Origin of the sequence: Paenibacillus sp. V4I5 (assembly GCF_030817255.1) — a bacterium.
Taxonomy (GTDB): domain Bacteria; phylum Bacillota; class Bacilli; order Paenibacillales; family NBRC-103111; genus Paenibacillus_E.
In genome coordinates, this window is record NZ_JAUSZB010000002.1 from 5,199,247 (window position 1) to 5,223,648 (window position 24,402).

At 47.2% G+C, this 24,402-nt stretch carries 26 protein-coding genes; 20 read left to right on the forward strand and 6 right to left on the reverse strand.

All coding sequences use genetic code 11. The annotated features are described in order from the left end of the window. Positions 1-5 precede the first annotated feature (5 nt). The gene (locus QFZ78_RS25750; RefSeq protein WP_307551783.1) at positions 6-2,066 is read right to left on the reverse strand and encodes an AAA family ATPase; all 2,061 of its coding nucleotides are present in this window, start codon (positions 2,064-2,066) and stop codon (positions 6-8) included. Between the two features lie 198 nt (positions 2,067-2,264). Here QFZ78_RS25750 and QFZ78_RS25755 point away from each other — a divergent pair, with 198 nt between their 5' ends. The 3 genes from QFZ78_RS25755 (at position 2,265) to QFZ78_RS25765 (ending at position 3,400) form a co-directional block, all read left to right on the forward strand. Next, the gene (locus QFZ78_RS25755; RefSeq protein WP_307551784.1) at positions 2,265-2,633 is read left to right on the forward strand and encodes a VOC family protein; all 369 of its coding nucleotides are present in this window, start codon (positions 2,265-2,267) and stop codon (positions 2,631-2,633) included. An 81-nt stretch (positions 2,634-2,714) separates the two neighbouring features. Then, positions 2,715-2,924: an S-layer homology domain-containing protein gene (locus QFZ78_RS25760; RefSeq protein ID WP_307551786.1), complete on the forward strand. Its 210-nt coding sequence runs from the start codon at positions 2,715-2,717 to the stop codon at positions 2,922-2,924. Beyond that, positions 2,921-3,400: a hypothetical protein gene (locus QFZ78_RS25765; RefSeq protein WP_307551787.1), complete on the forward strand. Its 480-nt coding sequence runs from the start codon at positions 2,921-2,923 to the stop codon at positions 3,398-3,400. Before QFZ78_RS25760 ends, QFZ78_RS25765 begins: the two co-directional genes overlap by 4 nt. Before the next feature lie 505 nt (positions 3,401-3,905). Here the strand turns inward: QFZ78_RS25765 and QFZ78_RS25770 are convergent. Together QFZ78_RS25770 and QFZ78_RS25775 are read right to left on the reverse strand one after the other, a co-directional pair. Then, a complete protein-coding gene (locus QFZ78_RS25770; RefSeq protein WP_029194504.1) occupies positions 3,906-4,517 on the reverse strand; it encodes a superoxide dismutase in 612 nt (203 codons plus the stop codon). An 84-nt stretch (positions 4,518-4,601) separates the two neighbouring features. Beyond that, entirely contained in the window at positions 4,602-4,739 is a 138-nt protein-coding gene (locus QFZ78_RS25775; protein ID WP_307551788.1) for a hypothetical protein, read from the reverse strand. Between the two features lie 350 nt (positions 4,740-5,089). Between QFZ78_RS25775 and QFZ78_RS25780 the strand changes: the two genes are divergently transcribed. The 10 genes from QFZ78_RS25780 (at position 5,090) to QFZ78_RS25825 (ending at position 12,926) form a co-directional block, all read left to right on the forward strand. Further along, a complete protein-coding gene (locus tag QFZ78_RS25780) occupies positions 5,090-5,521 on the forward strand; it encodes a GNAT family N-acetyltransferase (RefSeq protein ID WP_057303466.1) in 432 nt (143 codons plus the stop codon). 141 nt (positions 5,522-5,662) lie between these two features. After that, a complete protein-coding gene (locus QFZ78_RS25785; RefSeq protein ID WP_307551790.1) occupies positions 5,663-6,220 on the forward strand; it encodes a DUF402 domain-containing protein in 558 nt (185 codons plus the stop codon). Then, positions 6,217-6,816 carry a signal peptidase I gene (gene lepB, locus QFZ78_RS25790; protein WP_307551791.1) on the forward strand — a complete coding sequence of 200 codons (600 nt, stop codon included), beginning with the start codon at positions 6,217-6,219 and terminating at the stop codon, positions 6,814-6,816. Before QFZ78_RS25785 ends, lepB begins: the two co-directional genes overlap by 4 nt. 36 nt (positions 6,817-6,852) lie before the next feature. Continuing rightward, complete coding sequence (gene queG / locus QFZ78_RS25795) at positions 6,853-8,049, forward strand: tRNA epoxyqueuosine(34) reductase QueG (protein WP_307551792.1); 1,197 nt, start codon at positions 6,853-6,855, stop codon at positions 8,047-8,049. Beyond that, the gene (locus tag QFZ78_RS25800; RefSeq protein WP_307551794.1) at positions 8,046-8,600 is read left to right on the forward strand and encodes a methylated-DNA--[protein]-cysteine S-methyltransferase; all 555 of its coding nucleotides are present in this window, start codon (positions 8,046-8,048) and stop codon (positions 8,598-8,600) included. Before queG ends, QFZ78_RS25800 begins: the two co-directional genes overlap by 4 nt. 17 nt (positions 8,601-8,617) lie before the next feature. After that, positions 8,618-9,649 carry an HD-GYP domain-containing protein gene (locus QFZ78_RS25805; RefSeq protein WP_307551797.1) on the forward strand — a complete coding sequence of 344 codons (1,032 nt, stop codon included), beginning with the start codon at positions 8,618-8,620 and terminating at the stop codon, positions 9,647-9,649. 90 nt (positions 9,650-9,739) lie between these two features. Beyond that, the gene (locus QFZ78_RS25810; RefSeq protein WP_036632513.1) at positions 9,740-9,949 is read left to right on the forward strand and encodes a YneF family protein; all 210 of its coding nucleotides are present in this window, start codon (positions 9,740-9,742) and stop codon (positions 9,947-9,949) included. Between the two features lie 123 nt (positions 9,950-10,072). Beyond that, positions 10,073-10,651: a TetR/AcrR family transcriptional regulator gene (locus tag QFZ78_RS25815; RefSeq protein ID WP_307551799.1), complete on the forward strand. Its 579-nt coding sequence runs from the start codon at positions 10,073-10,075 to the stop codon at positions 10,649-10,651. Between the two features lie 29 nt (positions 10,652-10,680). Continuing rightward, positions 10,681-11,268, forward strand: a complete 588-nt coding sequence (gene folE, locus QFZ78_RS25820; protein WP_307551800.1) for a GTP cyclohydrolase I FolE — start codon at positions 10,681-10,683, stop codon at positions 11,266-11,268. Positions 11,269-11,606: 338 nt separating this feature from the next. After that, complete coding sequence (locus tag QFZ78_RS25825; RefSeq protein WP_307551802.1) at positions 11,607-12,926, forward strand: deoxyguanosinetriphosphate triphosphohydrolase family protein; 1,320 nt, start codon at positions 11,607-11,609, stop codon at positions 12,924-12,926. Between the two features lie 77 nt (positions 12,927-13,003). Here QFZ78_RS25825 and QFZ78_RS25830 read toward each other — a convergent pair whose 3' ends face one another. Next, positions 13,004-14,023: an alpha/beta hydrolase gene (locus tag QFZ78_RS25830; protein ID WP_307551804.1), complete on the reverse strand. Its 1,020-nt coding sequence runs from the start codon at positions 14,021-14,023 to the stop codon at positions 13,004-13,006. A 363-nt stretch (positions 14,024-14,386) separates the two neighbouring features. Here QFZ78_RS25830 and QFZ78_RS25835 point away from each other — a divergent pair, with 363 nt between their 5' ends. Then, a complete protein-coding gene (locus QFZ78_RS25835; RefSeq protein WP_307551807.1) occupies positions 14,387-15,130 on the forward strand; it encodes an IclR family transcriptional regulator in 744 nt (247 codons plus the stop codon). Positions 15,131-15,257: 127 nt separating this feature from the next. Beyond that, the gene (locus tag QFZ78_RS25840) at positions 15,258-16,163 is read left to right on the forward strand and encodes a cation diffusion facilitator family transporter (protein WP_307551810.1); all 906 of its coding nucleotides are present in this window, start codon (positions 15,258-15,260) and stop codon (positions 16,161-16,163) included. A 152-nt stretch (positions 16,164-16,315) separates the two neighbouring features. On the opposite strand, the gene sleB is transcribed toward QFZ78_RS25840, so the two are convergent. Continuing rightward, on the reverse strand, positions 16,316-16,972 hold the full coding sequence (gene sleB, locus QFZ78_RS25845) for a spore cortex-lytic enzyme (RefSeq protein WP_307551812.1): 657 nt from the start codon (positions 16,970-16,972) through the stop codon (positions 16,316-16,318). Positions 16,973-17,210: 238 nt separating this feature from the next. Next, entirely contained in the window at positions 17,211-19,928 is a 2,718-nt protein-coding gene (gene acnA / locus QFZ78_RS25850; RefSeq protein ID WP_307551814.1) for an aconitate hydratase AcnA, read from the reverse strand. A 192-nt stretch (positions 19,929-20,120) separates the two neighbouring features. On the opposite strand from acnA, the gene QFZ78_RS25855 reads away from it, so the two are divergent. From QFZ78_RS25855 to uvsE, 5 genes are all read left to right on the forward strand, one after another. Then, positions 20,121-21,140, forward strand: a complete 1,020-nt coding sequence (locus QFZ78_RS25855) for an amidase domain-containing protein (RefSeq protein WP_307551817.1) — start codon at positions 20,121-20,123, stop codon at positions 21,138-21,140. A gap of 38 nt (positions 21,141-21,178) precedes the next feature. Next, positions 21,179-22,327, forward strand: a complete 1,149-nt coding sequence (locus tag QFZ78_RS25860; protein WP_307551819.1) for a D-alanine--D-alanine ligase — start codon at positions 21,179-21,181, stop codon at positions 22,325-22,327. 6 nt (positions 22,328-22,333) lie between these two features. After that, a complete protein-coding gene (locus QFZ78_RS25865; RefSeq protein ID WP_057303481.1) occupies positions 22,334-22,651 on the forward strand; it encodes a hypothetical protein in 318 nt (105 codons plus the stop codon). A 277-nt stretch (positions 22,652-22,928) separates the two neighbouring features. Further along, complete coding sequence (locus QFZ78_RS25870; RefSeq protein WP_307551820.1) at positions 22,929-23,246, forward strand: hypothetical protein; 318 nt, start codon at positions 22,929-22,931, stop codon at positions 23,244-23,246. A 141-nt stretch (positions 23,247-23,387) separates the two neighbouring features. Next, positions 23,388-24,377 (forward strand): UV DNA damage repair endonuclease UvsE, encoded by a 990-nt coding sequence (gene uvsE / locus QFZ78_RS25875; RefSeq protein WP_307551822.1) that lies wholly within the window; start codon positions 23,388-23,390, stop codon positions 24,375-24,377. Positions 24,378-24,402: the final 25 nt, after the last annotated feature.

Below are 24,402 nucleotides of genomic sequence, written 5' to 3' on the forward strand. Positions count from 1 at the left end.
GCGGCTCAGTCCAGCAGCTTCTTCAGTAATTGGGTCCGGTTCGTTGCGTCAAACTTAGCGAACATTGATTTGATATGCTTCTTCACAGTGACTTCGCTGATGTATAGGCTTGCTGCGATTTCCCCATTCGTACAACCTCTCTCCAGCAGCTTTGCGACTTCTTTTTCTCGGGGAGTAATGTCCATTCTTTCCGATATCCGGTCATAAGAACGATCCTCCTGTAAGATTTGCACAGCTTGCGGCTGAGGAGCTTTTTCTTGCTCTAGAAGCTGCCGCTGCCCAGTGATAGCAAGCATCCGATGAATATAGCTAACCACCTGCTCGTTCTGCAGATCCAAAACAAATGTATCCGTAGGCGTTACGCCATCATAATTAAAGTGCCTGCCGTTCGGAACTACCTCGAAGCCTAGACTCTTGTGCGCCTCTATAAAATACGTGATCGGAGCGGGGGATTCAACGATCAATTCCCCTGTGAAAATCAACGAATGGAGCAAATGCCCCATCGCTGCCTGCTGGGAGGCATCAGCGAAATCCGCCGTATCGATCGTTTCGATAAACCAACCGGCGCGCGTGTGTGAAGGCACAGATAAACGCTCGCTCATCTGCGGTGATAAACTGCTGAAATAAGCGGAGGAGCGGGGTGCCCGCTTTAAATATGGCAGGGTATCGCGGTGGATCGGAATGATGACGGCAAGCCCGATAATTTCCCCTGCCGCATCCCTCATAACACGCACGACGTCAAAGCCAAGCGAGAAGAGCGCTTCAAAATCTAACTTTTGTACCGTGAAACAAGTTTCCTTCGACGTGAGGAGAAAATTGAAATGTCCGTTTGTATGGGGGTCATATAGTTCAATTCTGGTATCCTTGGCGTTTGCCACCCTTTTGGCTGCGTAGGCTTCCAGCTCCTCACGGTGGTGGCTGCCGACCGTTTCATAGTGTCTTGGCGAGAGCTCGAACCAGTTCATAAACGCACGAATCAGGGAATCACCAATGTAATACATCAGCTCGATGGCTTCCCTTGGATCGGGTACCTGTTTGCTGTTGTCGGTCAAGCGCTCATAATAATACAGCAGCGCCCTTGCCCTGATTTTTTCATACAGCTGGGGAGTACGGGACAGAAGCTCGCGATTGACTGCGTCTCTCATTAAACTGTGTACCGTCCATCCCCGATCCACCCTTCGGATGAAGGAGAAGCGAATAAGCTGATAAAATTCAGACGCTGCGATCTCTCGCTCCATTACGAAGGACAAGCTTTCCTGATTGAAGTGCCGGAGAACGCAGGCTGCTTCAATGAAAGGCCGTAGATGCTCCCCAGGAACCTCGCGGAGCCACTGGCTGACGAGATAAGGCAGCGAGTCATCGCCGCCCGGATGCTCAGCTTTGTCTGAGTAGTCGGGTTGGCTGAACAGGAAAGCGATCAAGGATAGTGTCAAGGGGTGTCCCTTGGAATAGCGCCAAATTCGCTGGATAGTCTCTTCGTTCGTAATGTATGTATTTTCCGCAAACCGGGCGACAGCCGCATAATCCAGCTCTGATAAGGGCATGCGCATAATAAGCGGTCTCCAGGCAGGGGAAAGATGCCACGCTTCATTTAGCGGGTATCTACCGGCAATAACGGTCAGAACGTTGTTGTTCAACTTCTTCAGAAAATAATCCCGAAGCCATTGGTCCATACTCTCCATCTGCTCATAGACATCAATAAACAGAACGATCGGCCGTTCCGAGGACAATCGATTAAGCGCCTGTAGACACATAACGGGAAGGTCTGATGCTTCCATGGCTTCGGGGCTCTGAGCAGGAAGCAGGGTAAGGATGTGTTCACATAACGCTTGTGGCGTTTTGACGAATCCCTCACTGTCGATCGACAGGGTGAAAGCCCCTTTAGCCTTAGCCTGACGCTGAAATTCGTCTAACAGAGAGCTTTTGCCGATGCCTGCGGTACCATAGATATTCACGATTTTTTGGGGTCTAGAGGAATCCTGAAGCAGCTGCAAAAAAAATGAAATTTCTCGCCTCCGTCCCACTAACCATCTGCTCTCTAATTCTTCAAACTGTTCATCGATCATGTTTTTCTAATCACCTACTTATGGAGGTTTAATGTAAACCTTTATTTCCCATTTTACACGGAGTGCTTCATGCGGTATAGATACAAAATTTGCTAGGGGTATCCTTTTGGATACCCCATTTGCATCTCATGGGATAATTATGCGCCGTCATTCTCCGTGATATCTTTGATACATATTAGTAGAAAGGTTGGGTGAGCAATGAGGCGTCGCTTACGGCTGGGAAGTGTTGGTCTCTATGCCCGTGACAGAGGAAGGTTGGCTGTGTTCTACCAAACAATCTTTGACATGAAGCTGATTGCTTCTGATGCGGATAATGAGGTTTCGCAGCTAACCCTCGACGGAGAGGGCGGCTTGTGCAATTTAAGTATCGTGAGTAACCCTATTTCGGTGCAGATAGTATTCCATGCAGGTTCACTGATTGAAATGAAGGAACTATGGGAGCGAGTTAAATCCAAGGGTGTCCCTGCGAGTGGGCTGTATGTTCAGCCTGAAGGGATCTCTTTTCGTTTCCCTGATCCCGAAGGTAACGAGATTATGGTGTTATGGCCGCAAAACTTGGGACGCTGAGAATTCATAGAATAATGGTTGTTTTACTTATTTTTAGTATATTTATGACCTCATCTTTTCCGTTATGGAACAAGGAAGTGGTTGCGGCAGCGACCGGCAATAAAGAGGCTGCAGATCAAGGGAACTGCGACCCTTAGGGAGGCTTTGCCGGAATGGGCCAAGGTGCAGATAGAAGAGCTGTTCGCAGCTGGCCTGATTGACGGTTATGAGGATGGTACTTTTAAACCAGACCGTTTGGTTACTAGAGCCGAACTGACAGCTTTATCGAGTCGCGCTGCTGAAGTATTGTGAATAACAATCCGATCCAGTATCGGGATCCGTGCGGCTTGTTCTGTGTCGGAGCAAGTGCGTATGAAGGCTTGGGCGGCGCAGGCAAGATATGTATCACAGACGAAGGGTTCTCTGCCTGCATTGAAGCGGGTGTCGGAGTCGGCGACAGCTTCGAAATCAACCCGTTGGAGGATTTGTCCAATACCGAGCTAGTGGCCGAAGCAACGTTTAAGGCTTCCTGGGGACCGGCTTCCTTCTCGGATGGAATTAAGCTAACAAGCAAATGGAACGGCGATTGTCCGGAATTTTCGTTGGGTGCTAAGGTTGAGATTGGACCCTTCGGCTATGACTTCATGAGTCCAACCGAATCGTCGATCAGTCTCGAGCAGGAGCATTTCATTACAAAAGTGAAGGATGTCAAGCAATTGTTTAAAAAGACGGGTACCAGCTTTGAAGCAGCGCTGAAAACGAAAGCCTGCGCGCAATATAAGTGGTAATACCTTTTACAAGAACGGCTGCGGCAGGGAATCCTGCTGGAGCCTTTTTTTGTGTAGAAGTTTCTCCGGCACGGCTGGGGGGTATTACCAAAATGTTCATAAAGAATGGAATCAGCTTTTATGGAAGTTCACGTTGAAGAAAAGCTGAAAGACGGTAAAGTAAGAATGAATGTTAGACATTTTATATAAAAAGGAAGGTGAATGGCTGGATGGATAAAATAAGCCATTAAACCGAACTATTGGAGTTTATCCAATGTTTTTCCCATTCCGGCATGTCCATAACATCTACTATTGGATATTTCCAATCAAAATGCCTCCAAATATTAATTTTCATGGAAAAATCGTAGATTACATTGGAATTTTTTTTCAATTAAAGTAGGATATCCAAAGTCTGATAATGTGTTTCATTGGATTTCGTCCAATGAAATTCAGATATTACAGCCCATGTCTAGTATCATGCCAAAAAAAGCGACCCCGCAGGGTCGCTATCACTATGCACAGATATTTACTTCGCAGCGTCGTAACGTTTGCCAACTTCGTTCCAGTTGACAACGTTCCAGAAAGCCGCGATGTAGTCAGGGCGTTTGTTTTGGTAGTTCAGGTAGTAAGCATGCTCCCATACGTCAAGACCAAGGACCGGCGTTTCGCCTTCCATGATCGGGCTGTCTTGGTTAGGCAAGCTGTATACTTTCAATTTGCCAGCTTTGTCAACAGCTAGGAAAGCCCAGCCAGAGCCAAAACGTGTTGTAGCTGCTGCAGCGAAGTCTGCTTTGAACTTGTCAAAGCCGCCAAGCTCGCTCTCGATAGCTGCTGCTAATGCGCCAGTAGGTGCACCGCCAGCTTCTGGTCCGATTGTTTCCCAGAAAAGGGAGTGGTTGGCGTGTCCGCCACCATTGTTGCGAACGGCAGTACGGATATCTTCAGGAAGGCTGTTCAGGTCAGCGATCAGGTCGTTTAAGGATTTGTCATGCAGAGCAGGGTGTTTGTCCAGAGCTGCATTCAGGTTGGTTACATAGGCGTTATGGTGACGATCGTGGTGAATTTCCATCGTTTTTGCATCGATGTGTGGCTCAAGTGCGTTGTTTGCATACGGAAGAGCTGGTAATTGATGTGCCATTGTATAAATACCTCCTAAAATTATGTAGTTTCAACTTCATTATGAAGGAATTTCGATAATAAAGCAACATGTATGTTTACTAAGTCAGACGCCGCGGCGCTCAATTTCCTGGATGATTTGACTGTGAATATGGGTTCCTTGTTCATTGAGCCAAGGGGATAAATCACTCATTGCTCTGTGATTATAGTGGAGTTCGATCTCCGTCCATTCACTAGGCTTCATTGAGCTTAACTCCTGAAAATCACGTATATTTCGTGGGTATGACCGCCGCGGACTCATCTTTGTTTGACATGGATTCACCTCCATTCCTTGCACATCCTTCTATAAAATCCGACGTTAGCACGATTTTTATACATGAGGTGATATCTTTTAGACGATAAATATGCTAAATATTTGAAATAATTTGGTGAAAACGCTTGCATTTAAGCGCTTTCAAGAGGAAAACCGAAAAAAACTAAGTTTTTTGTGAATTTTAACACATTTTTAGCAGGATTCCGCACTTTTTTGTCGTATTTACTACTTTACCAAAAAATTATTCCTAACAAATAAAAGTGGAATTGGGAGAGAACCGTATGCACGTTCGTTCATTTCAGCTTGGTGATACCTCTTCGGTGAAGACACTTCTGCAGGATGTTTTATCGGAAACCTGCTATGAAGAAACGATTGAAGCTTTCGCACGTCAACTATCATGGGATACAGAGCTTGTTTTAATCGCTCAAGAAGAAGAGCAAGTTGTAGGCATGATTATCGGTACGATTGATAACAACAATGGCTACTACTATCGGATCGCAGTTGCAACAGAGTATCAACGTAAAGGTATCGGTAAAGCTTTGATCGAAGCAATGAAGCAAAGGTTCCTTCATCGGAACGTGAAGAAGATTATGGTAACGGTGGATGTTCATAATGAAATGGTGCTGCCTGTGTACGAGTCTGCTGGTTACAGCACATCGGACTTTTCCCGTACCGCACATCGTCTCAGCATTGTGAAGAAAGTCAGTGTTTAACTGATCGTTCGGATATCCATGAAATGAATAGATTTGGAACGAGGGAAGCATATCTGTGCCGCCATTGCAATTGGGGGTCAGATATGCTTTTCTATATAATATGGGAACTTTTCGGCAGCTACCAATAGAGGAGCTTTGGACATGGATAATTTCGCGCCGTATGTGATAAAAAGCTTCAAACATGATGGCCATCTTCACCGGATGTGGCTGACGAATTGGCGAGTACCGCAGCACATCCTCCATGCCGATCACCAGCAGCAAGAAATGATGGTGTTTATTAACAGCCAGACCAAGATTCAGGAAGCTGACGGCAAGGAGTGGGTTAGCCGTATTCCAGGGGTATCTTTTTTTATTCCCAAAATGTGGTTTAATATTGTTGCGCTTATAGAAGAAACAGGTGTTAGATATTACTGCAATGTCGCATCTCCCCTGTATGTGACCCAGCAAGTACTGACTTATATTGACTACGACCTTGATGTTATTCGAATGCCGGATCGTTCCGTGCATATCGTAGATCAAGATGAATATGAACGCCATAAACTGAATTATCACTATTCTTCTCTTGTGGAAACGAAGGTGAAGGAAGGTCTTGCAGCTTTACTTGCGCTGGTGAACGCGGACAAGCCGCCGTTTCAAGATGATATGGTTATGTATTATTACGAGCAGTGGGAAAAGTATAGAACGGAGGAGCATAAATGAGCTTCTTTGTAGGACGCACTGAATCGAATAAAGCAGCTTCTCAGCCTAAGAACTATCATGAGGCTAAAAGCCTAACCCATGAGCTATGGGATTGGACGAAATCCATTCTTGTAGCTCTTCTTGTCGTTATTCTCGTACACCAATTCGGATTCAATCTCTCCACGGTTCGAGGTCACTCCATGCAGCCCACCTTGCAGGAGGGGGAGTGGTTGTTCGTGAACAAAGCCATTACGTACGTGAAGGCACCCAAACGCGGAGAGATTGTCATTCTCAAAGAGTCTGAGGAGTTTGTCACAGTGACGCATCCTTTCTTGGTTAAAAGGATTGTCGCAATTGCTGGCGACGAGGTGCAGGGCCGAGCCGGTTTTCTGTATGTAAACGGCGACAAGATGGAGGAGCCGTATACAGATACGCTCATCGAGGACGGAGACTTTGGACCGACACGCGTCGGGCAAGGTCACGTCTTCGTGATGGGCGATAACCGCCATGCGGCGGCAAGTGGCGACAGCCGCAGGTTCGGGGATGTTCCGACGGGTCTGATCCAAGGCCGAGCTGAATATGTACTGTGGCCATTCGCAATGGCCAAGAAGCTTTAAAGTTAACGGACGCGAAAGAAGAGAGAGGTGAGAGGGTTGGCGGTTTCCATAGCAGCAGGAACAGATGCGGATTGGCGCAAGCTTCAACAAGAGATCGTGGAAGCCGCGTCGTCCCTCGGTATTGATAAGATCGGCTTCACGTCAGCAGAGCCGTTCACGGAACTGAAAGAGATCCTTCTCCACCATAGGGAGAAGGGGTTTGAATCCGGCTTCGAGGAGCCGGATATCGAGAAGCGGGTACATCCAAGCTTAAGCTTCGACGCTCCTCAGTCGATCATTTCCATCGCTGTTGCGTACCCGTCGAAACTGCCGAACCCACCCCGATCCGAGCCTGGGGCTTATCGGGGGATTATTTCGCGCTCCTCGTGGGGGAGCGACTACCATGACGTGCTTCGCGATAGGCTCGCGAAGCTAGAGGCTTTTATCGCGCAGCGCGTGCCTGATGCGAGACTGCAAAGCATGGTTGATACCGGTGCACTGGTCGACCGCGCCGTGGCCGAGCGGGCTGGGATCGGTTGGACCGGCAAAAACTGCGCCGTCATCACCCCCGAGTGGGGATCGTGGGTTTATTTGGGCGAAATGATCACGAATATACCGTTTACATCCGATACATCTATTATGGATCAGTGCGGGGACTGCACGATTTGCATCGATGCCTGTCCCACTGGAGCGCTAGTCGGTCCAGGGCAGCTGAATTCAAGCCGCTGCATCTCTTTCGTCACGCAGACCAAGGGCTATGTCGATGACGAGTTTAAGCTGAAAATCGGCAACCGCCTCTATGGCTGTGACACCTGTCAGATCGTCTGTCCGAAGAACAAGGGGATGAACTGGACGCATCATCCTGAGCTCGAGCCTGACCCCGAGAAGGTCAAGCCGCTATTAATCCCCTTGCTGACTATGTCGAACAAGGATTTCAAGGAGCAGTACGGGCGCATTGCAGCGTCCTGGAGAGGCAAGAAGCCGATCCAGCGCAATGCCATTATCGCGCTCGGGAATTTCAAGGACAGGACGGCTGTACCCGTCCTTAGAGAGCTGCTGCTGACGGATCCTCGCCCTGAGATCAGGGCTACGGCAGCGTGGGCGCTAGGGCGGATTGGCGGCGAAGACGCGGCAGCTGCTCTTGATAAAGCTCGAGCAGCCGAGCAGGAAACCGCTGTTATGAAGGATATCGAGAAGGCGCTCGACGTTATAAGCCATTCTATAGCTAATAAGGGGGAGAAGGAGCAGATATGACACAGCAACAGATACAAGCTGCGACCGTACTTTCCTATACGGAGGTAACTTCTCCAATAGGTCCTCTTGTTCTTGTATCGACCTTACAAGGGCTCTGCAAGGTCGATTTCGGCACCTACGATCAGAACCGAGAGAAGCTGCAGCAATGGGCTAACCGCTGGTTTGGCAGGCATGAACTGCAAGAGAATGCTTCACGACTCGAACCGATCGTGCAGCAGTTGGAGCAATATTTTAGAAGAGAACGTTTAAGCTTTGAGGGTGAACTGGATTTACAGGGAACTGATTTTCAGAAACAAGTCTGGACAGCACTGCTCTCTATTCCATATGGAGAGACAGCGTCCTATAAACATATTGCAGAAGCTATAGGCTCACCGAAAGCCGTCCGAGCGGTTGGTGGAGCAAATAATAAAAACCCAATTCCCGTCATTATCCCTTGTCATCGCATCATTGGCGCTAGTGGCGACCTTGTTGGCTACGGCGGAGGTCTCCCCATTAAAGTGCTCTTGCTCGATTTGGAACAAAGCCCGAATACGGTATTTACTAATAAATAAAACGTGGAGTGAATCCTATGAAATATGTGCATTTGGATTCCGTTGAGCCGGGTCAATTTTTGGGCCGAACGATATTTGCCAGCAATGGAGCTGTTTTGCTTTCAGAAGATGTGCAATTAACGGTGTTTATGATTAACACGCTTAACCGAATCGGAGTCACAATGATTTACATCAAAGACCCGAACCTAGAGGATGTAGAAATTCCGGAAATCCTTTCGGATGAAACCAAACGTATCGTTATGCAGCAAATGGGTCAAACGTTCGCGGCTATCCAGTCGGGTAAGGAATTTAATTCGCGTGCTATGAGCATTTCGATTAATACGCTGCTGGATGAGATTATGAAAAATAGGGATGTCCTCGTGCAGTTGACGGATATTCGTACACAGGATAACGAGATGTATGTTCATGCAACGAATGTCTGTATGATGGCTGTGCTCATTGGGATTAATATGGGATTCAATGGAACCCAATTGAAGGAGCTAGCCATTGGTGCGCTTCTGCACGATGTGGGTAAGGTGGAGCTTGTTTGCGATGATGAATCGCCCGACATGAAGAAGCATCATACTTGGCGCGGCTTCGAGCTTCTGAAGAACAAGCGTGAATTCAGCCTGCTCATTGCCCATGTAGCCTTCCAGCATCATGAAACGCTTAACGGCCAAGGGGTTCCAAGAGGACTTATGAGTGAAGATATTCATATTTATGCGAAAATTACGGCTGTCGCGAATAGGTACGATAATCTGCTCTTTGATGTCTCCTTAGGGCGCCGGATGCTGCCGCATGAGGCTTGTGAGCATATGATGGCGGTAGCGGAGACCCAGCTTGATCGCGATGTCTTGATCCAATTTCTGAAAATCGTCTCGATCTATCCGACGGGAGCTTCCGTTCGTTTGTCCAATCGGGAGACGGGTGTCGTGGTCGGACAGCATAGAGGACTGCCAAGCCGTCCAATTGTGCGAATCGTGAAGCAAAATACGATGGATAAAGAGCTAGATATCAAAGAATTTGATTTGGCCAAGCATACGACCATTTTCATCGAACAGGTTCTGTAATAAAGGGATAGTCATTTGTAAAGAGATGAACAGAAATGATATGATAAGGCAAGCAATCGATATCAATTTGTACATGCAGGAGGCATAAATATGTGGAGTTATCTGATTCCCATTCTCACGTTAATTGTTGGCTTGGTCGGTGGGTTCTTTATCGGCGTATTCTATTTAAAAAGACAGCTGGAATCCATGCAGAACAATCCGGAAATGCTGCAAAAAATGGCGAAGCAAATGGGCTACAACATGAATAAGCAGCAGCTGAACAAAGCACAGCAAATGATGAAAAACCAAAAGTGGAAATAGGACGTAGGGTTAGAATAACCCTTCAAAAGGGCTCTGCTGTTTAACCGTACGAACGGTGGGCAGCAGGAGCCTTTCCTAATATAGAGTAGGACATACCAGTACTATTCAGAGGTGGCTCAAGCGATGGCTAGCAACAAAGACCGCATCATGGATGCTGCCATGGATTTATTTCACGATCATGGTTTTCAAGGAACGGGTCTGGAAGATATATTGACGAGCAGCGGGGTATGCAAGAGCAATTTTTACTACCATTTTAAAAGTAAAGAAGAACTGGGTTTGAAAGTTATTGAGCGCAAGGTGCAGGAGATGCGGCAATCTGTGATGGAGCCTAGTTTAGGTAATGCGCAATTATCACCGAAACAGCGGGTACTGGCATTGTTTGAACGCATGCTGGCCTTTTGTGAGTTGCATGAATGCCGCAGAGGCTGCTTCTTCGGTAATCTGGCCTTGGAGCTGAGTGACAGCTCTGAGGAGCTGCGTAAGCCGTTGAGCCGTTTTTTCAGTGAGTTGGAGGCTGAGGTAGAATCCTGTTTGCAGGAAGGTAAGAGACAAGGCGAGCTGCTGCTGCAGGGGTTAACCCCAGTGGAGCTGGCGACCCCGATCGTATCCCTTCTGCAGGGTGGGATGCTGCTCACCAAAACGCACAAAGACACCAGAGCGCTGCGCGACAGTATCAAGGTTTTGACCGTTTGTATGGGGTAGAGGATAAGAAAGAGGAGTGATATATAAAGATGGCGTCCATTGACTACAAAAATACAAGAGTTGCTGAGAATCGGGAGCTGATTGAACAGCATGTCCGAGAGATTTTACGGCTGATTGGCGAAGATGTAGATCGGGAAGGCTTATTAGACACACCTGCTCGCGTAACCCGTATGTATGAAGAAATATTTTCGGGCTATGAGGCGAATCCGCGCGATGTGATGGGTGTAACTTTTGATGAACAGCACGAAGAGTTAGTTATTATTAAGGATATTATCTATTACAGTCAATGCGAGCATCATATGGCGCCCTTTTTCGGGAAAGTGCATGTAGGGTACTTACCAAGCGGCAAAGTGGCTGGGCTAAGCAAATTTGCTCGTCTGGTTGATGTGATCACTCGTAAGCTGCAGGTGCAGGAGCGGATTACTTCAGAAATCGCCGACATTCTAGATGATGTGCTGAAGCCGCACGGTGTCATGGTTGTCGTGGAGGGTGAACATATGTGCATGTGCTCCAGAGGCGTGAAGAAATACGGAAGTCAAACGATTACCTCGGCTGTTCGCGGTTCTTTCCGCACGGACTCAACACTTCGTACCGAATTTCTGTCTTTGTTGAAATAAGCAATGCGTAAGAGGGATGTGCATGGAGACAATAGTCTTGTGCAGCATCCCTTTTTTTGTTCAGGAAGCGCGTCATGACTTGTTGCGAGGTAGACGATATAGTATTATTTTACCACATAAGTAAGTTTAAAATTTTCGAAGAGGTTTATCTCGCGGTCGCTCAACTTTGAATGCTCGAGGGAAGTTTTCTCACATAATTCAAGATCCCCAAGGGACTATCGTACATGCAGTAGCATAAACTGATAGGAAACATGAAGAGGTTTACGGAGTGGCTAATTGAACAAATAAACTACGAACTATACCGGGCGTCCGGCAACAGCACTAGAGGAGGCAAGCTTATGAACAACATACGAAAATATCGGCCAGGTGAGGCCGGTTCCTCTAAATTGAGTGAAGAACGGGATGAATTTGAGCGGGATTATGCGAGGTTAATTCAATCTCCGACCTTTCGTCGGCTGCAGGGTAAATCTCAGGTGTTCGGCGCAGGATCAGGTGATTACTATCGAACACGTTTAACACATTCGCTCGAAGTATCCCAAATTGCCAGAGAAGTGGCGAAGCGTTTAGAACGGACGAATCCTTTTTTGAGTAAAAGAGAGCACCCTGGCTTGATCATTGATCCTACTGTCGTTGAGTGTGCGTCGATCGCTCATGACTTCGGTCATCCGCCTTTCGGGCATAAAGGGGAAGAGGTTCTGAATCATATTTTAATGAGGGATCATGGCTTAAAATATGAAGGCAACGCCCAAAATTTCCGTATCCTGATGTTTCTCGAAAAAAGAGCAGGCAGTGAAAGCGGCCTGGATCTTACAGCTGCAGTTCTTCTTGGAATTAATAAGTATCCATTTTTGATTGAGGAAGAAGGCCGACTTAAGGGTGTCTATGCCTCGGAGTGGGAAATCATTCGTGATCTGCGCTCGCAATGGAACATGCCGGAGGGCACTTCGACCTTGGAAGCACAATTGATGGATTTATGCGACGATATTGCGTACTCCACCCATGATATTGAAGATGGAATTCGTGCTGGTAAAATTCAAATGAACGCAACCTTTTTTGAGGATCAAAGACTGATTCGTCATGTGGTCATGGAAATATTAAATGATCCTAATAAGCATAAATTCGGCTGGGAGCAAGTCAATATCGAGCAAATGGTCAGGCAAGTTCTGTCAGACTATCTGGACCAATGGGAGCAAATTTTCTCAGAGTGTAACGGGGAAGAATCGCGTACGCGCAGAGAGATGAAAGCACGCTGGGTGAGCTCTTTCGCAAGTAGCCTGGACATACTGGATGACCCTGACCGAGGCTGGAAAAAGGTTGCGCTCGTGAAAGACGGAGCCGAGGATATGAATCTGCTGCGAACGATGGAAATCCTCAAGAAGCTTGCATGGGTCACGCTGATCAAAGACTTTCGCGTGCTGCGTCTGCAAAAACGCAGCGAGATCATCGTCGAGCGCCTGTGGGACAGCTTCATCGACAAGGACAAGGGGCAGTGGATCATGCCTCCCGACTGGATAGATAGCTACGAGCGCCGTAATGCTATCTGGAGCTGGCCGCGTTTCGTCGCGGATTACATTTCCGGTATGACCGACGCCTACGCGGAGAAAGTCTACGCCGAATTGTTCGCAAGCAAATCCGGCTCGATTTATGAGATGGATTAGTTGGGTGAAACGATGCGAAAGCGAGTAGGCGCGGTATAATTAGACGCAAAAAAATATCGGCCCGCGAGGGGCCGATTTTATAGGGAGGAGGGAATACCAAGGTTAGCTTGCATTGGAATAGTTGTGATACCGTTAAGGAAATTCATCGTTCGGCGCATATACGATTTCGGCTCTGCTCGGTACAGCAGCTCATGCTGCGCTTTTGGGATGATCCACAGCTTGGATTTTGAGTCTTTTTGCTGCTTGAACATATCTTCTACCAGGCCATAGGGTGCTTTGTAATCTTCCGTTCCATGGATGAAGAAAATCGGCATCGGATAAGCTGTTGAGGTTACTTTGTTGTAAGGCACTTCTTGCAAGCTTACACCATTGAGCAAAGGGAAGAATAAGCGTACAAGCGGTAAAGATGGAAATTTAGGCACGTTAACGACTTGCTTCATATTATGATAGAGTGTGTCTGGATTAAGCAAAAAAGTGCTGTCCAGAATCATCCCCGAAATATCGTTGCCACTTTGAAGAGCAGTCTGTAGTGCTGTTCCTGCTCCCATTGAGAAGCCCCAAATATAAATAGGACCGGTAGATTCCTGCTTGATATAATGGATGGCGCCAAGCAACTCTTGCGATTCTTGAATGCCGCCAGTCATAATTCGTTTGCTGTTAGGGTGCACATAGCCATAGTCGAACATGAGAACATTGTAGTTTTGCAAATGAAGTTCGCGGGCTAAGTTGTAAATGGGAACCCAAAGTTCTTCGCGATTACCGCCGTAACCATGGGAGAAGATAACAGTTTTGTCGGACTTACCAGGAATGAACCAACCGTCTAGGTTTGACGTACCATTCAGACTTGGGAAGGTCACATTGTTGTAAGGAAGACCAACGGCCCTCATCGGATCCGAATATAGCGGGTCAATATGCGGCCGAGCCAGTGTCCAAGCAATATAGGCGTGAAAACCAAGAAGTAAAGAAGTGCATAGAATTAGAAATGAAATGAGGATGGTAAAAACCAGCCTTTTTTTGCGCAAAATCGGTCGGGTGACCACTTGCTCCATTGTGGGTTGTAGTGAACCAGTTCCAGGGGATAGAGATGTTGTTGACATCGTAGTACCCTCCCTCCATTAAAATTAGTGAGATTATGCTTCTGCGGGTTAGAGGTTAAAGGGAGAATAAATTATTTAAATATTCAGATAAGTATTCTATTAACTTAATATTATTCTGTATGCGCTTACAAGTCAATGAGATTGCGCTAATTGTAAGCCCTTTGTAATCGTCCTGTAACAATGAGAAAACAGATGTTTGACTATATATAGGGATCTTTGGTCAAGACCAAAGTCTCTCCTTATAGGGATCTTTGGTCAAGACAGAAGTCTCTCCTTTACGGGTTAAAAGAGTTTCGTTATACTAAATATAACTGAGTTTCATATAGTGAAACTTTTTCACACGGATGAAAGTGGTGTAAAGCGATGGAAGATGGCAAGCTGACGGTGCGTGCTGTAGAGCGTGCTTTAGATATTTTGCTTTGTTTTACAGGGGCGTCGGAATTGACGCTGACCGAAATAGCAAGTCGTGCCCAGCTTCACAAAAGCACGGTGCACCGCCTTCTGGCATCCCTAGAAGGCAAAGGCTTCATCATGCGAGATGGCTCGACGGAAAAATACAGACTCGGTTATCGGCTATGGGAGTTGTCCGCTAACCTCTCCAAAGAGGGAGACCCCGGCATCATTCTGCTGCCGGAAATGGAACAGCTGCGCGATCAACTCGGCGAGACGATCTCGCTGTACGTGCAGGACGGACTGGTGCGCGTACGCGTCCAAGCCGTACAGAGCAACCACGCCATTCGCCGCGTTGCCCCAGTCGGGGCACGAATGCCCTTATACGTCGGCGCCTCGAGCAAGGTGCTCGTCGCCTTCGCTGAGCCAGGGCTGCAGGAGCAGCTTCTAGCCTCGGCCGATTGGCCGACAGGGCTAGATCAGACTGCATTCCTGCATCAGCTCAGCGACACCCGACGCGCTGGCTTCGCCACGAGCGTCGAAGAGCGCGAACCCGGTGCGGCGGCTGTGTCCGCACCAGTTCTGGACCGCGGTGGCCGGCTCGTGGCCGCCCTCGCGGTCTCGGGTCCAGCGAACCGGCTCACGCTGGAGCTGATGCAAGAGCAGGCGCCGCTCATTGTGGAGGCGGCGCGGCGTATGGGAACGATGCTGCGCTAGCGCATCGTCCTTTTAGGCGGCTTCGTGCTGGCGCGAAGCCGCGGCCCTACTCGTCATCCGTTGTCAGGATGATGGATGCTTTGCTTCTAGGAGGTCATACTAGAAGAGGGAAAGGGAGTGGCAAGTGATGAATAAGACAGCCTCTATGCTGGCGATCTGGATCAGTCTTGCCAGTAATATCGTGCTGACCGCCATCAAAATCATCGTCGGCCTCAATTTCAAAAGCCAAGTGCTTATCGCCGACGGCATCCATAACGCGGGAGATGTCATTGCGACCGCAACTGCTTATAGCTCGATGCGCGTTTCCTCCAAACCAGCGGATGTGGATCATCCTTACGGGCATGGCAAAGCTGAGGTACTAGGAGCCTTCATTGTCGCTATCATTTTAGGTGGAGCAGCCATTTACATGGGCTACCACTCTATTCATGCTTTATTTGAGCCAGCGGGAGAGGCGCATATTATTGCATTTATCGCGGCGATCATCTCGCTAGTTTGGAAGCAGATTCTTTATGTCTACACGAAACGTATCGGCAATAGGGTCAATAGCAAAGGATTAATTGCCACTGCTTATGACCATTTGGCCGATGTATATGCTTCCATTGCGGCTTCGATTGGCATAGGTTTGGCTTTAATCGGGGATCACTACGACTATAATATATTGGCTTATGGAGACCCCGTGGCTGGTATCATTGTCTCGTTTTTAGTGCTGAAATTGGCGTACGAAATGGGCAGCGAGTCTTTCGACATTCTTATGGAGCGCAGTGTAAGTACGGCGTACATTGAACAATACGCGGCATTGATCCGAACTGTACCAGAGGTCAAACGAATCGATCGCCTACGAGCCCGTGAACACGGTCATTACATACTAGTGGACGCCAGACTTGCTGTTTCGGGTGAATTAACCATCCAAGAAGGCCATGACATTAGCCGCCTTATTAAACAAAAGATCAAAGAAGCGCATAGTGATGTGGATGAGGTGCTGGTTCATTTGAATCCTTGGTATGAGGAGTCAACTAAATCAGGCAGCGACTGATCTTGTAACTCTTGATCTAACCCCCACATTTAAAGCGAAATTGATGTACATTTTACATCAATGTAAAAACACCTCTACACGAGGTCGCTCACATGGAGCGGTTTCGGTAGAGGTGTTTGTGTTTGCTTCTCATACATCTTTTTCTTCTTTAATTACTTCGCAAAAATATGACTCCCAATCCGCACAGTCTGCGGACGTGACCAAATCCAAGCGCTCGTCGCTGTATCAGGATTAAAATAATAGATGGAACCCCTAGTAGGATCCCAGCCCCGAACAGCATCCTGCGCTGCCATGTAGGCTGTCTTATCGGGCTTCAACCAGTATTGGCCGTCACTAACGGCGGTAAAAGCCCCAGGCTCAAATATAATGCCTTGAATGGTAGTCGGGAACTTACTCGATTGTAGACGATTCATGACAACGGCCCCAACGGCAACTTGTCCCTCATAGGATTCACCGCGAGCCTCGCTGTAAATCACCTTCGCCAACATATCCAATTCAGCTTGATTCACCGAATAGTTACGTAAAGCCTCCCATGTGTTCGCTCCAATGATGCCGTCAACGGTTAGACCATAATTATATTGAAAATTGCGAACAGCAGCGGCTGTAATCGGACCATATCTGCCATCCGCATTTTGTTGATAGTAGCCTAAAGTCTCGAGTCGGAACTGAGCGTCCCAGACATCACCGTTTTGACTGCCTTGCTTCAAAGTACCTGCTGCAGAAGCCGGCTGGCTCCATTCGCTTACGGTAAAACCTAGACCCATTGAAGCTAACAGCACGACAAGGACGAGTTTTTTTATCAACTTCATCTTCATCTCCCCTTTCGTTCTATTAGTATAGGTGCCGAGGAGGGGAGGCTCAACCCGCAGTTTTTGGTAATCCACACCAAACGCTTGGTGCTCTAAGGGAATTTAGGTTGTAAATATGGTTCAAATTACTTGCTGATTTGATCTTTTGTAAAAAATAAAAAGCCCGAGACCGCCAATAAGGCAATCCCGGACTTTTGCTGTGTGCAATGCGTTTTGTGTGTGTTTGCTGTATGCTGTATTAGTTTTTCTCAGAAATGATTTGACGAAGAACGGTTTGCAGGATACCACCATTACGGTAGTAATCTACGTCAACCATGCTGTCCAGACGCACAAGTACATTGAACTCGAAAGTTGTACCATCTTCACGAGTAGCTGTTACTTTTACAGTGGAACCTGGTTGTACATCGTTGCTCAAACCAGTGATATCGAATGTTTCGCGACCTGTGATACCTAGTGTTTTCCAGCCATTTCCTTCAAGGAATTGAAGTGGAAGAACACCCATACCAACAAGGTTACTGCGGTGAATACGCTCGAAGCTTTCCGCGATTACGGCTTTAACGCCAAGTAGGAATGTACCTTTTGCCGCCCAGTCACGGGAGCTTCCAGTTCCGTACTCTTTACCCGCGATAACTACGAGGTTTTGGCCTTCAGCTTGATACTTCATAGAAGCATCGTAGATGGATTCAACTTCGCCAGTTGGCAGGTAAGTTGTTACGCCGCCTTCTGTTCCTGGTGCCACTTGGTTACGAATACGGATGTTCGCGAACGTTCCACGCATCATCACTTCGTGGTTACCACGACGGGAACCGTAGGAGTTGAAGTCTTCTTTTTTCACACCATGGTTAATCAGGTATTGGCCTCCAGGGCTGTCAACTTTGATGTTACCGGCAGGGGAGATATGATCCGTTGTAACGGAATCTTCCAAGAGTGCTAATGTTTTGGCATTGCGAATATCTGCGATATCATCCAGAACCGTACCCAGATCCGTGAAGAACGGAGGCTCTTGAATGTATGTGGATTTGTTGTCGAACTCGTACAGGTCGCCTTCTGGAATTGCGATTTGGTTGAAACGCTCATTCGCACGGAATACGTTGCTGTATTTATCACGGAACATGTCAGCGCTCATTGCTATGTCAAGAGCTTCTTGAATCTCTTGGTTTGTAGGCCAAATATCTTTGAGGTAGACAGGTTGATTGCTATGGTCGTAGCCGATTGGATCGTTAGCCAAATCAATGTTCACTGTTCCTGCAAGTGCATAGGCAACAACAAGCGGAGGTGATCCCAGGTAATTTGCTTTCACTTGAGCATGTACGCGGCCTTCGAAGTTACGGTTACCGGAAATAACGGCAGCCACAGTCATATCGTTGTCGATGATGGCCTTGCTTACTTCTTCTGGAAGCGGACCAGAGTTACCAATACAAGTTGCGCAGCCGTAGCCTGCAACGTGGAAGCCAAGTGCTTCTAGAGGCTCAAGCAAGCCTGCTTTAATCAAGTACTCGGTAACAACCAGGGAACCTGGTGTCAATGAGCTCTTAACGAAAGCTGGTTTTCTCAAACCGCGAGCTACCGCTTTTTTCGCCACAAGTCCGGCACCTAACATAACGCTTGGGTTGGATGTGTTTGTACAGGAAGTAATCGCCGCGATGACAACTGCGCCTGTACCCATTGTGACAGTTTCGCCGTTTGGATAAACAACATCAACGACTTCTTCGATTTTCTCATCGGTAAGGCCATAGCCGCCTTTGTCGATAGGTGTACGGATGATGGAGTTGAAAGACTCCTTCATGTTCGTAAGCTCGACACGGTCTTGCGGACGTTTAGGACCAGCTAAGCTTGGTACTACAGCGCCAAGATCAAGTTCAATGACATCAGTGAACTGAGGATCTGGTGTGCTGTCTGTACGGAACATGCCTTGTGCTTTGTAGTAAGCTTCTACGAGTGCGATTTGATCTGCGTCACGACCTGTACTTCTCAGGTAGTTCAACGTTTCGTTGTCGACTGGGAAGAAACCGATTGTTGCGCCATACTCAGGAGCCATGTTCGCTACAGTTGCACGGTCAGCCAAAGAAATGTTGCTTAGACCAGGACCGAAGAATTCAACAAATTTACCAACAACGCCTTTTTTACGCAAAATTTGTGTAACAGTCAGAGCCAAGTCAGTTGCTGTGGCGCCTTCTGCCAAGTGGCCTGTTAATTTGAAACCAACAACGTCCGGAGCTACGAAGTAAAGCGGTTGTCCAAGCATACCAGCCTCAGCTTCAATACCGCCTACGCCCCAACCTACAACACCAAGTCCGTTGATCATTGTCGTGTGGGAATCTGTACCTACGAGGGAATCAGGGTAAACAACAGTTTCGCCATCGATCGTTTTCGTAGCTGCTACGGAAGCCAGGTACTCCAAGTTAACTTGGTGAACGATACCTGTTGAAGGTGGAACAGCACGGAAGTTGTCGAATGCCGTTTGTGCCCAACGTAGGAAACGGTAACGCTCTTCGTTTCTTTCGAACTCTAGGTTAATGTTGTAGTCAAGTGCATCCGGGGATCCGAAAGCATCGACCATAACAGAGTGGTCAATAACAAGGTCTACAGGAACGAGTGGGTTGATCCGTTTTGGATCTCCGCCTTCACGAGCCATCGTCGCACGCATAGCCGCAAGGTCAACAACGACGGGTACGCCTGTGAAATCCTGAAGAACGATACGAGCAGGAATGAAAGGAATTTCTTTGTTTTCATCGCGGCCTTCAGCCCAACCAGCGATTTGTTTAACATGTTCACTTGTGATGGCACGACCGTCGAATTGACGAATAGCGGCTTCGAGCAAAACGCGAATGGAGACAGGCAGATTGCTAACAGTTCCGTGGCCTTGATTTTCAAAGTCAGGAAGACTGTAATACTGGAACGATTTCGTTCCCACAGTTAACTGCTTACGCACAGAAAAAGAGTCCTTGTTGGACATGGGTAATTCCTCCTCAAAATATGTTATCCATTGGTTTCATCTAGTGAAACTCAATTTCATTAATCCCTCTACATCAAGTATAGCGTTTCGCTGTGTATGAGTAAAGATTAATTTCAATCATTTTTACCGTCAAAATGTCATATATTGAATCAATTCAAAGCAATTCGGGCTCGTCCTAAGGAGGATACCAAGATGTCCTGGAAAACAGCGCTCTATAACTACGTTCACGCTAAGAACCAGGCAGAGATCGATGGCTCTGCTGCACCTTTGGAAGCTTATGTCTCAGACAGCGCTTATGTACGGAAACAGGATGTCAAGGTACGTAGGCTCCTGAACAGTTACCGTGACCGTGATGCTAAATTGCTGCGTGGAGAAACAAAGCTGCGTCTTACTGGTGTCAAAGAATCACCTCAAGTGATTATCGCGGATATCCAATTACATCGGTTTCTAAACTATCGGATTGGGTCCATCGATCATCTTGAGGAACGTATTGAACCTGAACGTGTGTTCATAGATAGTACAGCGAACCGCTGGCAGGTCCGGTACACAGAACCTCTCCATGGAGAAAAGTCGCTTCCGAGCAAGCAGCGAGGCGTCTTTTTGCCTGACCATGAAGGTTTTGTGGATGGGCTCCGCAGAGCGCCCTCACTTCCTTATATCAATCATAGTATACTCAACAGCGGTGCTCAGGAATCAGCTCCTCGCAAAATCATTTATAATCGCGCCAAAGCGGTCCATTATGCAGAAACTTGGTGGCAAACCCCGAATCCCAAATACGAGGAATTTGAAGTCGATTGTACGAATTTTGTATCGCAGTGCCTCTTTGCAGGCGGGGCTCCTATGGACTATACTGGGAAAAGGGATTTGGGCTGGTGGTATGCTGGCAAAAAAGGCAATCAAGAGCTTTGGAGCTTTAGTTGGGCTGTTGCCAACAGTCTTCAATCATTCCTATCACATAGCCGCAAAGGTCTGCAAGGTCGTGCGGTAGATGATCCGCGAGAGCTTCAACCGGGAGATGCAATTAGCTACGACTGGGATGGCGATGGCCGCTATCAGCACAATACGATTGTGATAGGCAAAGATGCCAACGGGATGCCGCTGGTCAATGCGCATACATATAATAGCCGTAATCGCTATTGGGCTTATAAGGATTCACCTGCTTGGACAGAGAGAACGAAGTACGCTTTCGTTCGGGTTGCTGATGTAATGTAATAGGAAGCGTAAACGCAAATACTAAACGGAGGTACGTAATGAGCCGCAAAATACGAATTGGACTAATTTATGGGGGGAAATCCGGAGAACATGACGTGTCCCTGCAAACAGCTTTGGCGGTTATGAAAGCTGTGGACTTCAATAAATATGAGATCACACCGTTTTATATATCCAAAAAAGGTGAATGGAGAAGCGGTGCCCCCCTATTAGGTCCGGCTGAATCTAAGGAAGTATTGACTTTTAGCAGTGGAGAAACCGCTGCAGCCGCACCTGCTTCCAATGCTTTGGCACCCATATTTGGGGCCATTCAGACAAAGGGCGATGTAGCCATAGCTGCAACGAATACAGCTGGCACGAAGGACACAGGCTTAGACGTTATTTTCCCGCTGTTACATGGTACTTTCGGCGAAGATGGGACCATTCAAGGATTACTTGAAATGGCGAACATTCCATACGTAGGCGCAGGCGTGCTTGCATCTGCTGTCGGGATGGATAAAGTCATGATGAAAAAGGTATTTGCACAAGAAGGGCTTCCACAGTGTGTTTTCCGCCATTTCACTCGTACCGAGTGGGAAAAGAACCGTGCATATCACTTGATAGAACTTGAAACGGCTATCGGATATCCATGCTTCGTGAAGCCGGCTAATCTTGGCTCCAGTGTTGGTATTTCCAAAGCAAGAAATCAAGAAGAATTAATTAAAGCGGTCAATTTCGCTTTCCAATATGATCGCAAAGTCATTATTGAAGAGAATATCGATGCCCGCGAGATTGAAGTAGCCGTTTTGGGCAATGATGAACCTATTGCTTCTGTTGCTGGTGAAATCGTGTCCTCGAACGAATTTTACGATTACAAAGCAAAATATATGGATGGCAAATCAGCAATGGTTATACCTGCGGACATCCCCGAAGAAACGTCCGAACAGATCAGACAGCTGGCGCTTCAAGCATTCCTTGCAGTGGATGGCAGCGGCTTATCGCGTGTTGATTTTTTCTTAGGCAAAACCGATCAGAAGATCTATATCAATGAAATCAATACAATGCCAGGCTTTACACCATTCAGTATGTACCCGCTGCTATGGAAAGAAACAGGTAAACCCTACAAAGAGCTGCTCGACGATCTTATTCGTCTCGCTATCGAACGGCATACAGCGAAGCAGAATATCCAATATTCTTTTGATGTGGAGTAGATGCATATGGGATTTCAAACAGAGTTCAATTCAGTCTGTAAGTTTAAGTCCGCACAGGAGCTGTATGAGCTACTAGAGTACGGCCGCGGCAAAATGGTGAAGAGCGGCTTCCGCGTCTTCCCGACCGGTCAGAAGGTCATTGCTTACACACCTGAGAATCAGGCAATTGCCATTGTCCGAATCGTTGCCTCTATCGCGGAAATTAATTTCCAAGGTGATGAAGTGACGCAAGTGGAGATGGAGCTCATTCGCCGTCTGACGGAAGAAGAGTCACGGATTCAGACCTCACTTGCTTATGAGATGTTTTTTGGTGAACAAGCATAGCGTATATAGAAGACATCGTCCGATACGGACGGTGTCTTTTTTTGAATACTTCATACAGAGGTTTATCTCAACTTTGTGAGTGCGGGGCTCGACTGATCGATATTGTTGTTTTCCGTTCCGTAAGGATGATTTACATCACTAAAGTATGCGCGAATGTAATAAGACCACCATGCAAAAGCCGCTATCACCATAGGTACTACAAGAACTTAGTACTTATTCTATCTAGCTTGAAGAACTACAATGTACCTATAGATATTCAGATTGGAGCGTGAAAAGGATGAGACAAAAATTCTTGACGGACAGAAAGTTTATTGCCTATTGGCTTTTCAATATTGGGTTAGGTATACCTACTCCATATGTACTTATTTATATGATTTTTGGGTTTTATGGCTTTATGTCGCCTCCATCGATGCAAGATCGGTATATGGCGGCGGGGGTGCTTTGCGTCTACTTGTTGGTTTGGTTTATCGGAAACTACATGTGTTTACGAAAAGAAGATCGAGGCACCAAGTTCGGTATGTTAGCGTTAAGCCTGCTGCCACTGGCGATTTCGTCTTTTATAAGCTTCAAAATCATAGCATCCATCTCATCCTAATTAGTTGAGTTGTGTATGTGCAGCTGCTCCAGAGGGTACCCTATGAAAGGAATTTTTTCATCAACCATAACAAATGCATTCGTCCAACAGGACGATGTAAGCCGTTTATCCTTGCATACTCTTCTTGGAGGTTAACCTTGCATGATTATTCGCCTTGGGTATGTGGCTATGTCGACGGTAGTCAAGAACGCTTCTCCTTCCAAAACGATGACAGTCACGAACTTCAGTAAGCTTTTGGATCGAGACGCGGCCATTCGGAAGCTAGAGCGACTTGGCGCCGAAAATTTGCATAATACGCTTAGATTGCTAAGGCACAACCGTGCGCATGACATCATGGTGTTTCGTTTTTCCTCCAGGCTGATCCCTCTCATTGGACATGAAATGTTAGGTGACTGGGACCCCATTGCCACGCTTTCTGCGGAATTCCAAGAGCTTGGCAGCTACGCTAAGCAGAATGGCATGCGCGTAAGCTTTCATCCAGATCATTTCACCGTCCTGAGTACGCCAAAGGAAGATGTTCTGCAGAAATCAGTGGAGGATCTAGAGCGGCATACGGCTATGCTTAACGCGATGGGGCTGGGTATGGAAGCCATGTGCACAATTCATATAGGTGGTTCCTACGGCGATAAAGAGAAGGCGGCTAAGCGATTTATTCAGAATTTTTCCGCGCTGCGCCCTGAAATTCAGAGGAGGATCACACTTGAGAATGATGATAAAACCTTTACAGCGCAAGAGACACTTGATATTGCAGAAAAAGTAGGAGCGCCTATGGTGCTCGATATTCATCATCATGCGGTCAATAACAACGGGGAGGATGCGGCAGATCTGTGGCCGCGGATCCGACAAACGTGGTCGAGACAGGAGAGTGAGCAGTCGGAACAGGCTGCAAATGTCCTCCCACCGAAAATCCACGTTTCAAGTCCAAAAAGTGAAACGGATCTAAGAAGTCATGCTGATTACGTGAAGGTAGGACCTCTTTTGGCATTCTTACGTGCGATAGCTCCAACCACACCAAATCTCGATATCATGATTGAGGCAAAGATGAAGGATGAAGCGTTATTTCGCCTAATGGGAGACCTCAAAATGCAAGAGGGAGTTTCGGTTCTCGATCAAGCCTCCATCCAGCTATAACCGTTCAGATTTAATTCTTGAATTG

Excerpts from the sequence above, each read along its gene's own strand:
- QFZ78_RS25750 (WP_307551783.1), bottom strand. The coding sequence starts at position 2,066 with ATGATCGATGAACAGTTTGAAGAATTAGAGAGCAGATGGTTAGTGGGA.
- QFZ78_RS25755 (WP_307551784.1), top strand. The coding sequence starts at position 2,265 with ATGAGGCGTCGCTTACGGCTGGGAAGTGTTGGTCTCTATGCCCGTGAC.
- QFZ78_RS25770 (WP_029194504.1), bottom strand. The coding sequence starts at position 4,517 with ATGGCACATCAATTACCAGCTCTTCCGTATGCAAACAACGCACTTGAG.
- QFZ78_RS25775 (WP_307551788.1), bottom strand. The coding sequence starts at position 4,739 with ATGAAGCCTAGTGAATGGACGGAGATCGAACTCCACTATAATCACAGA.
- QFZ78_RS25780 (WP_057303466.1), top strand. The coding sequence starts at position 5,090 with ATGCACGTTCGTTCATTTCAGCTTGGTGATACCTCTTCGGTGAAGACA.
- QFZ78_RS25785 (WP_307551790.1), top strand. The coding sequence starts at position 5,663 with ATGGATAATTTCGCGCCGTATGTGATAAAAAGCTTCAAACATGATGGC.
- lepB (WP_307551791.1), top strand. The coding sequence starts at position 6,217 with ATGAGCTTCTTTGTAGGACGCACTGAATCGAATAAAGCAGCTTCTCAG.
- QFZ78_RS25800 (WP_307551794.1), top strand. The coding sequence starts at position 8,046 with ATGACACAGCAACAGATACAAGCTGCGACCGTACTTTCCTATACGGAG.
- QFZ78_RS25805 (WP_307551797.1), top strand. The coding sequence starts at position 8,618 with ATGAAATATGTGCATTTGGATTCCGTTGAGCCGGGTCAATTTTTGGGC.
- QFZ78_RS25810 (WP_036632513.1), top strand. The coding sequence starts at position 9,740 with ATGTGGAGTTATCTGATTCCCATTCTCACGTTAATTGTTGGCTTGGTC.
- QFZ78_RS25815 (WP_307551799.1), top strand. The coding sequence starts at position 10,073 with ATGGCTAGCAACAAAGACCGCATCATGGATGCTGCCATGGATTTATTT.
- folE (WP_307551800.1), top strand. The coding sequence starts at position 10,681 with ATGGCGTCCATTGACTACAAAAATACAAGAGTTGCTGAGAATCGGGAG.
- QFZ78_RS25825 (WP_307551802.1), top strand. The coding sequence starts at position 11,607 with ATGAACAACATACGAAAATATCGGCCAGGTGAGGCCGGTTCCTCTAAA.
- QFZ78_RS25830 (WP_307551804.1), bottom strand. The coding sequence starts at position 14,023 with ATGTCAACAACATCTCTATCCCCTGGAACTGGTTCACTACAACCCACA.
- QFZ78_RS25835 (WP_307551807.1), top strand. The coding sequence starts at position 14,387 with ATGGAAGATGGCAAGCTGACGGTGCGTGCTGTAGAGCGTGCTTTAGAT.
- QFZ78_RS25840 (WP_307551810.1), top strand. The coding sequence starts at position 15,258 with ATGAATAAGACAGCCTCTATGCTGGCGATCTGGATCAGTCTTGCCAGT.
- sleB (WP_307551812.1), bottom strand. The coding sequence starts at position 16,972 with ATGAAGTTGATAAAAAAACTCGTCCTTGTCGTGCTGTTAGCTTCAATG.
- acnA (WP_307551814.1), bottom strand. The coding sequence starts at position 19,928 with ATGTCCAACAAGGACTCTTTTTCTGTGCGTAAGCAGTTAACTGTGGGA.
- QFZ78_RS25855 (WP_307551817.1), top strand. The coding sequence starts at position 20,121 with ATGTCCTGGAAAACAGCGCTCTATAACTACGTTCACGCTAAGAACCAG.
- QFZ78_RS25860 (WP_307551819.1), top strand. The coding sequence starts at position 21,179 with ATGAGCCGCAAAATACGAATTGGACTAATTTATGGGGGGAAATCCGGA.
- QFZ78_RS25865 (WP_057303481.1), top strand. The coding sequence starts at position 22,334 with ATGGGATTTCAAACAGAGTTCAATTCAGTCTGTAAGTTTAAGTCCGCA.
- QFZ78_RS25870 (WP_307551820.1), top strand. The coding sequence starts at position 22,929 with ATGAGACAAAAATTCTTGACGGACAGAAAGTTTATTGCCTATTGGCTT.
- uvsE (WP_307551822.1), top strand. The coding sequence starts at position 23,388 with ATGATTATTCGCCTTGGGTATGTGGCTATGTCGACGGTAGTCAAGAAC.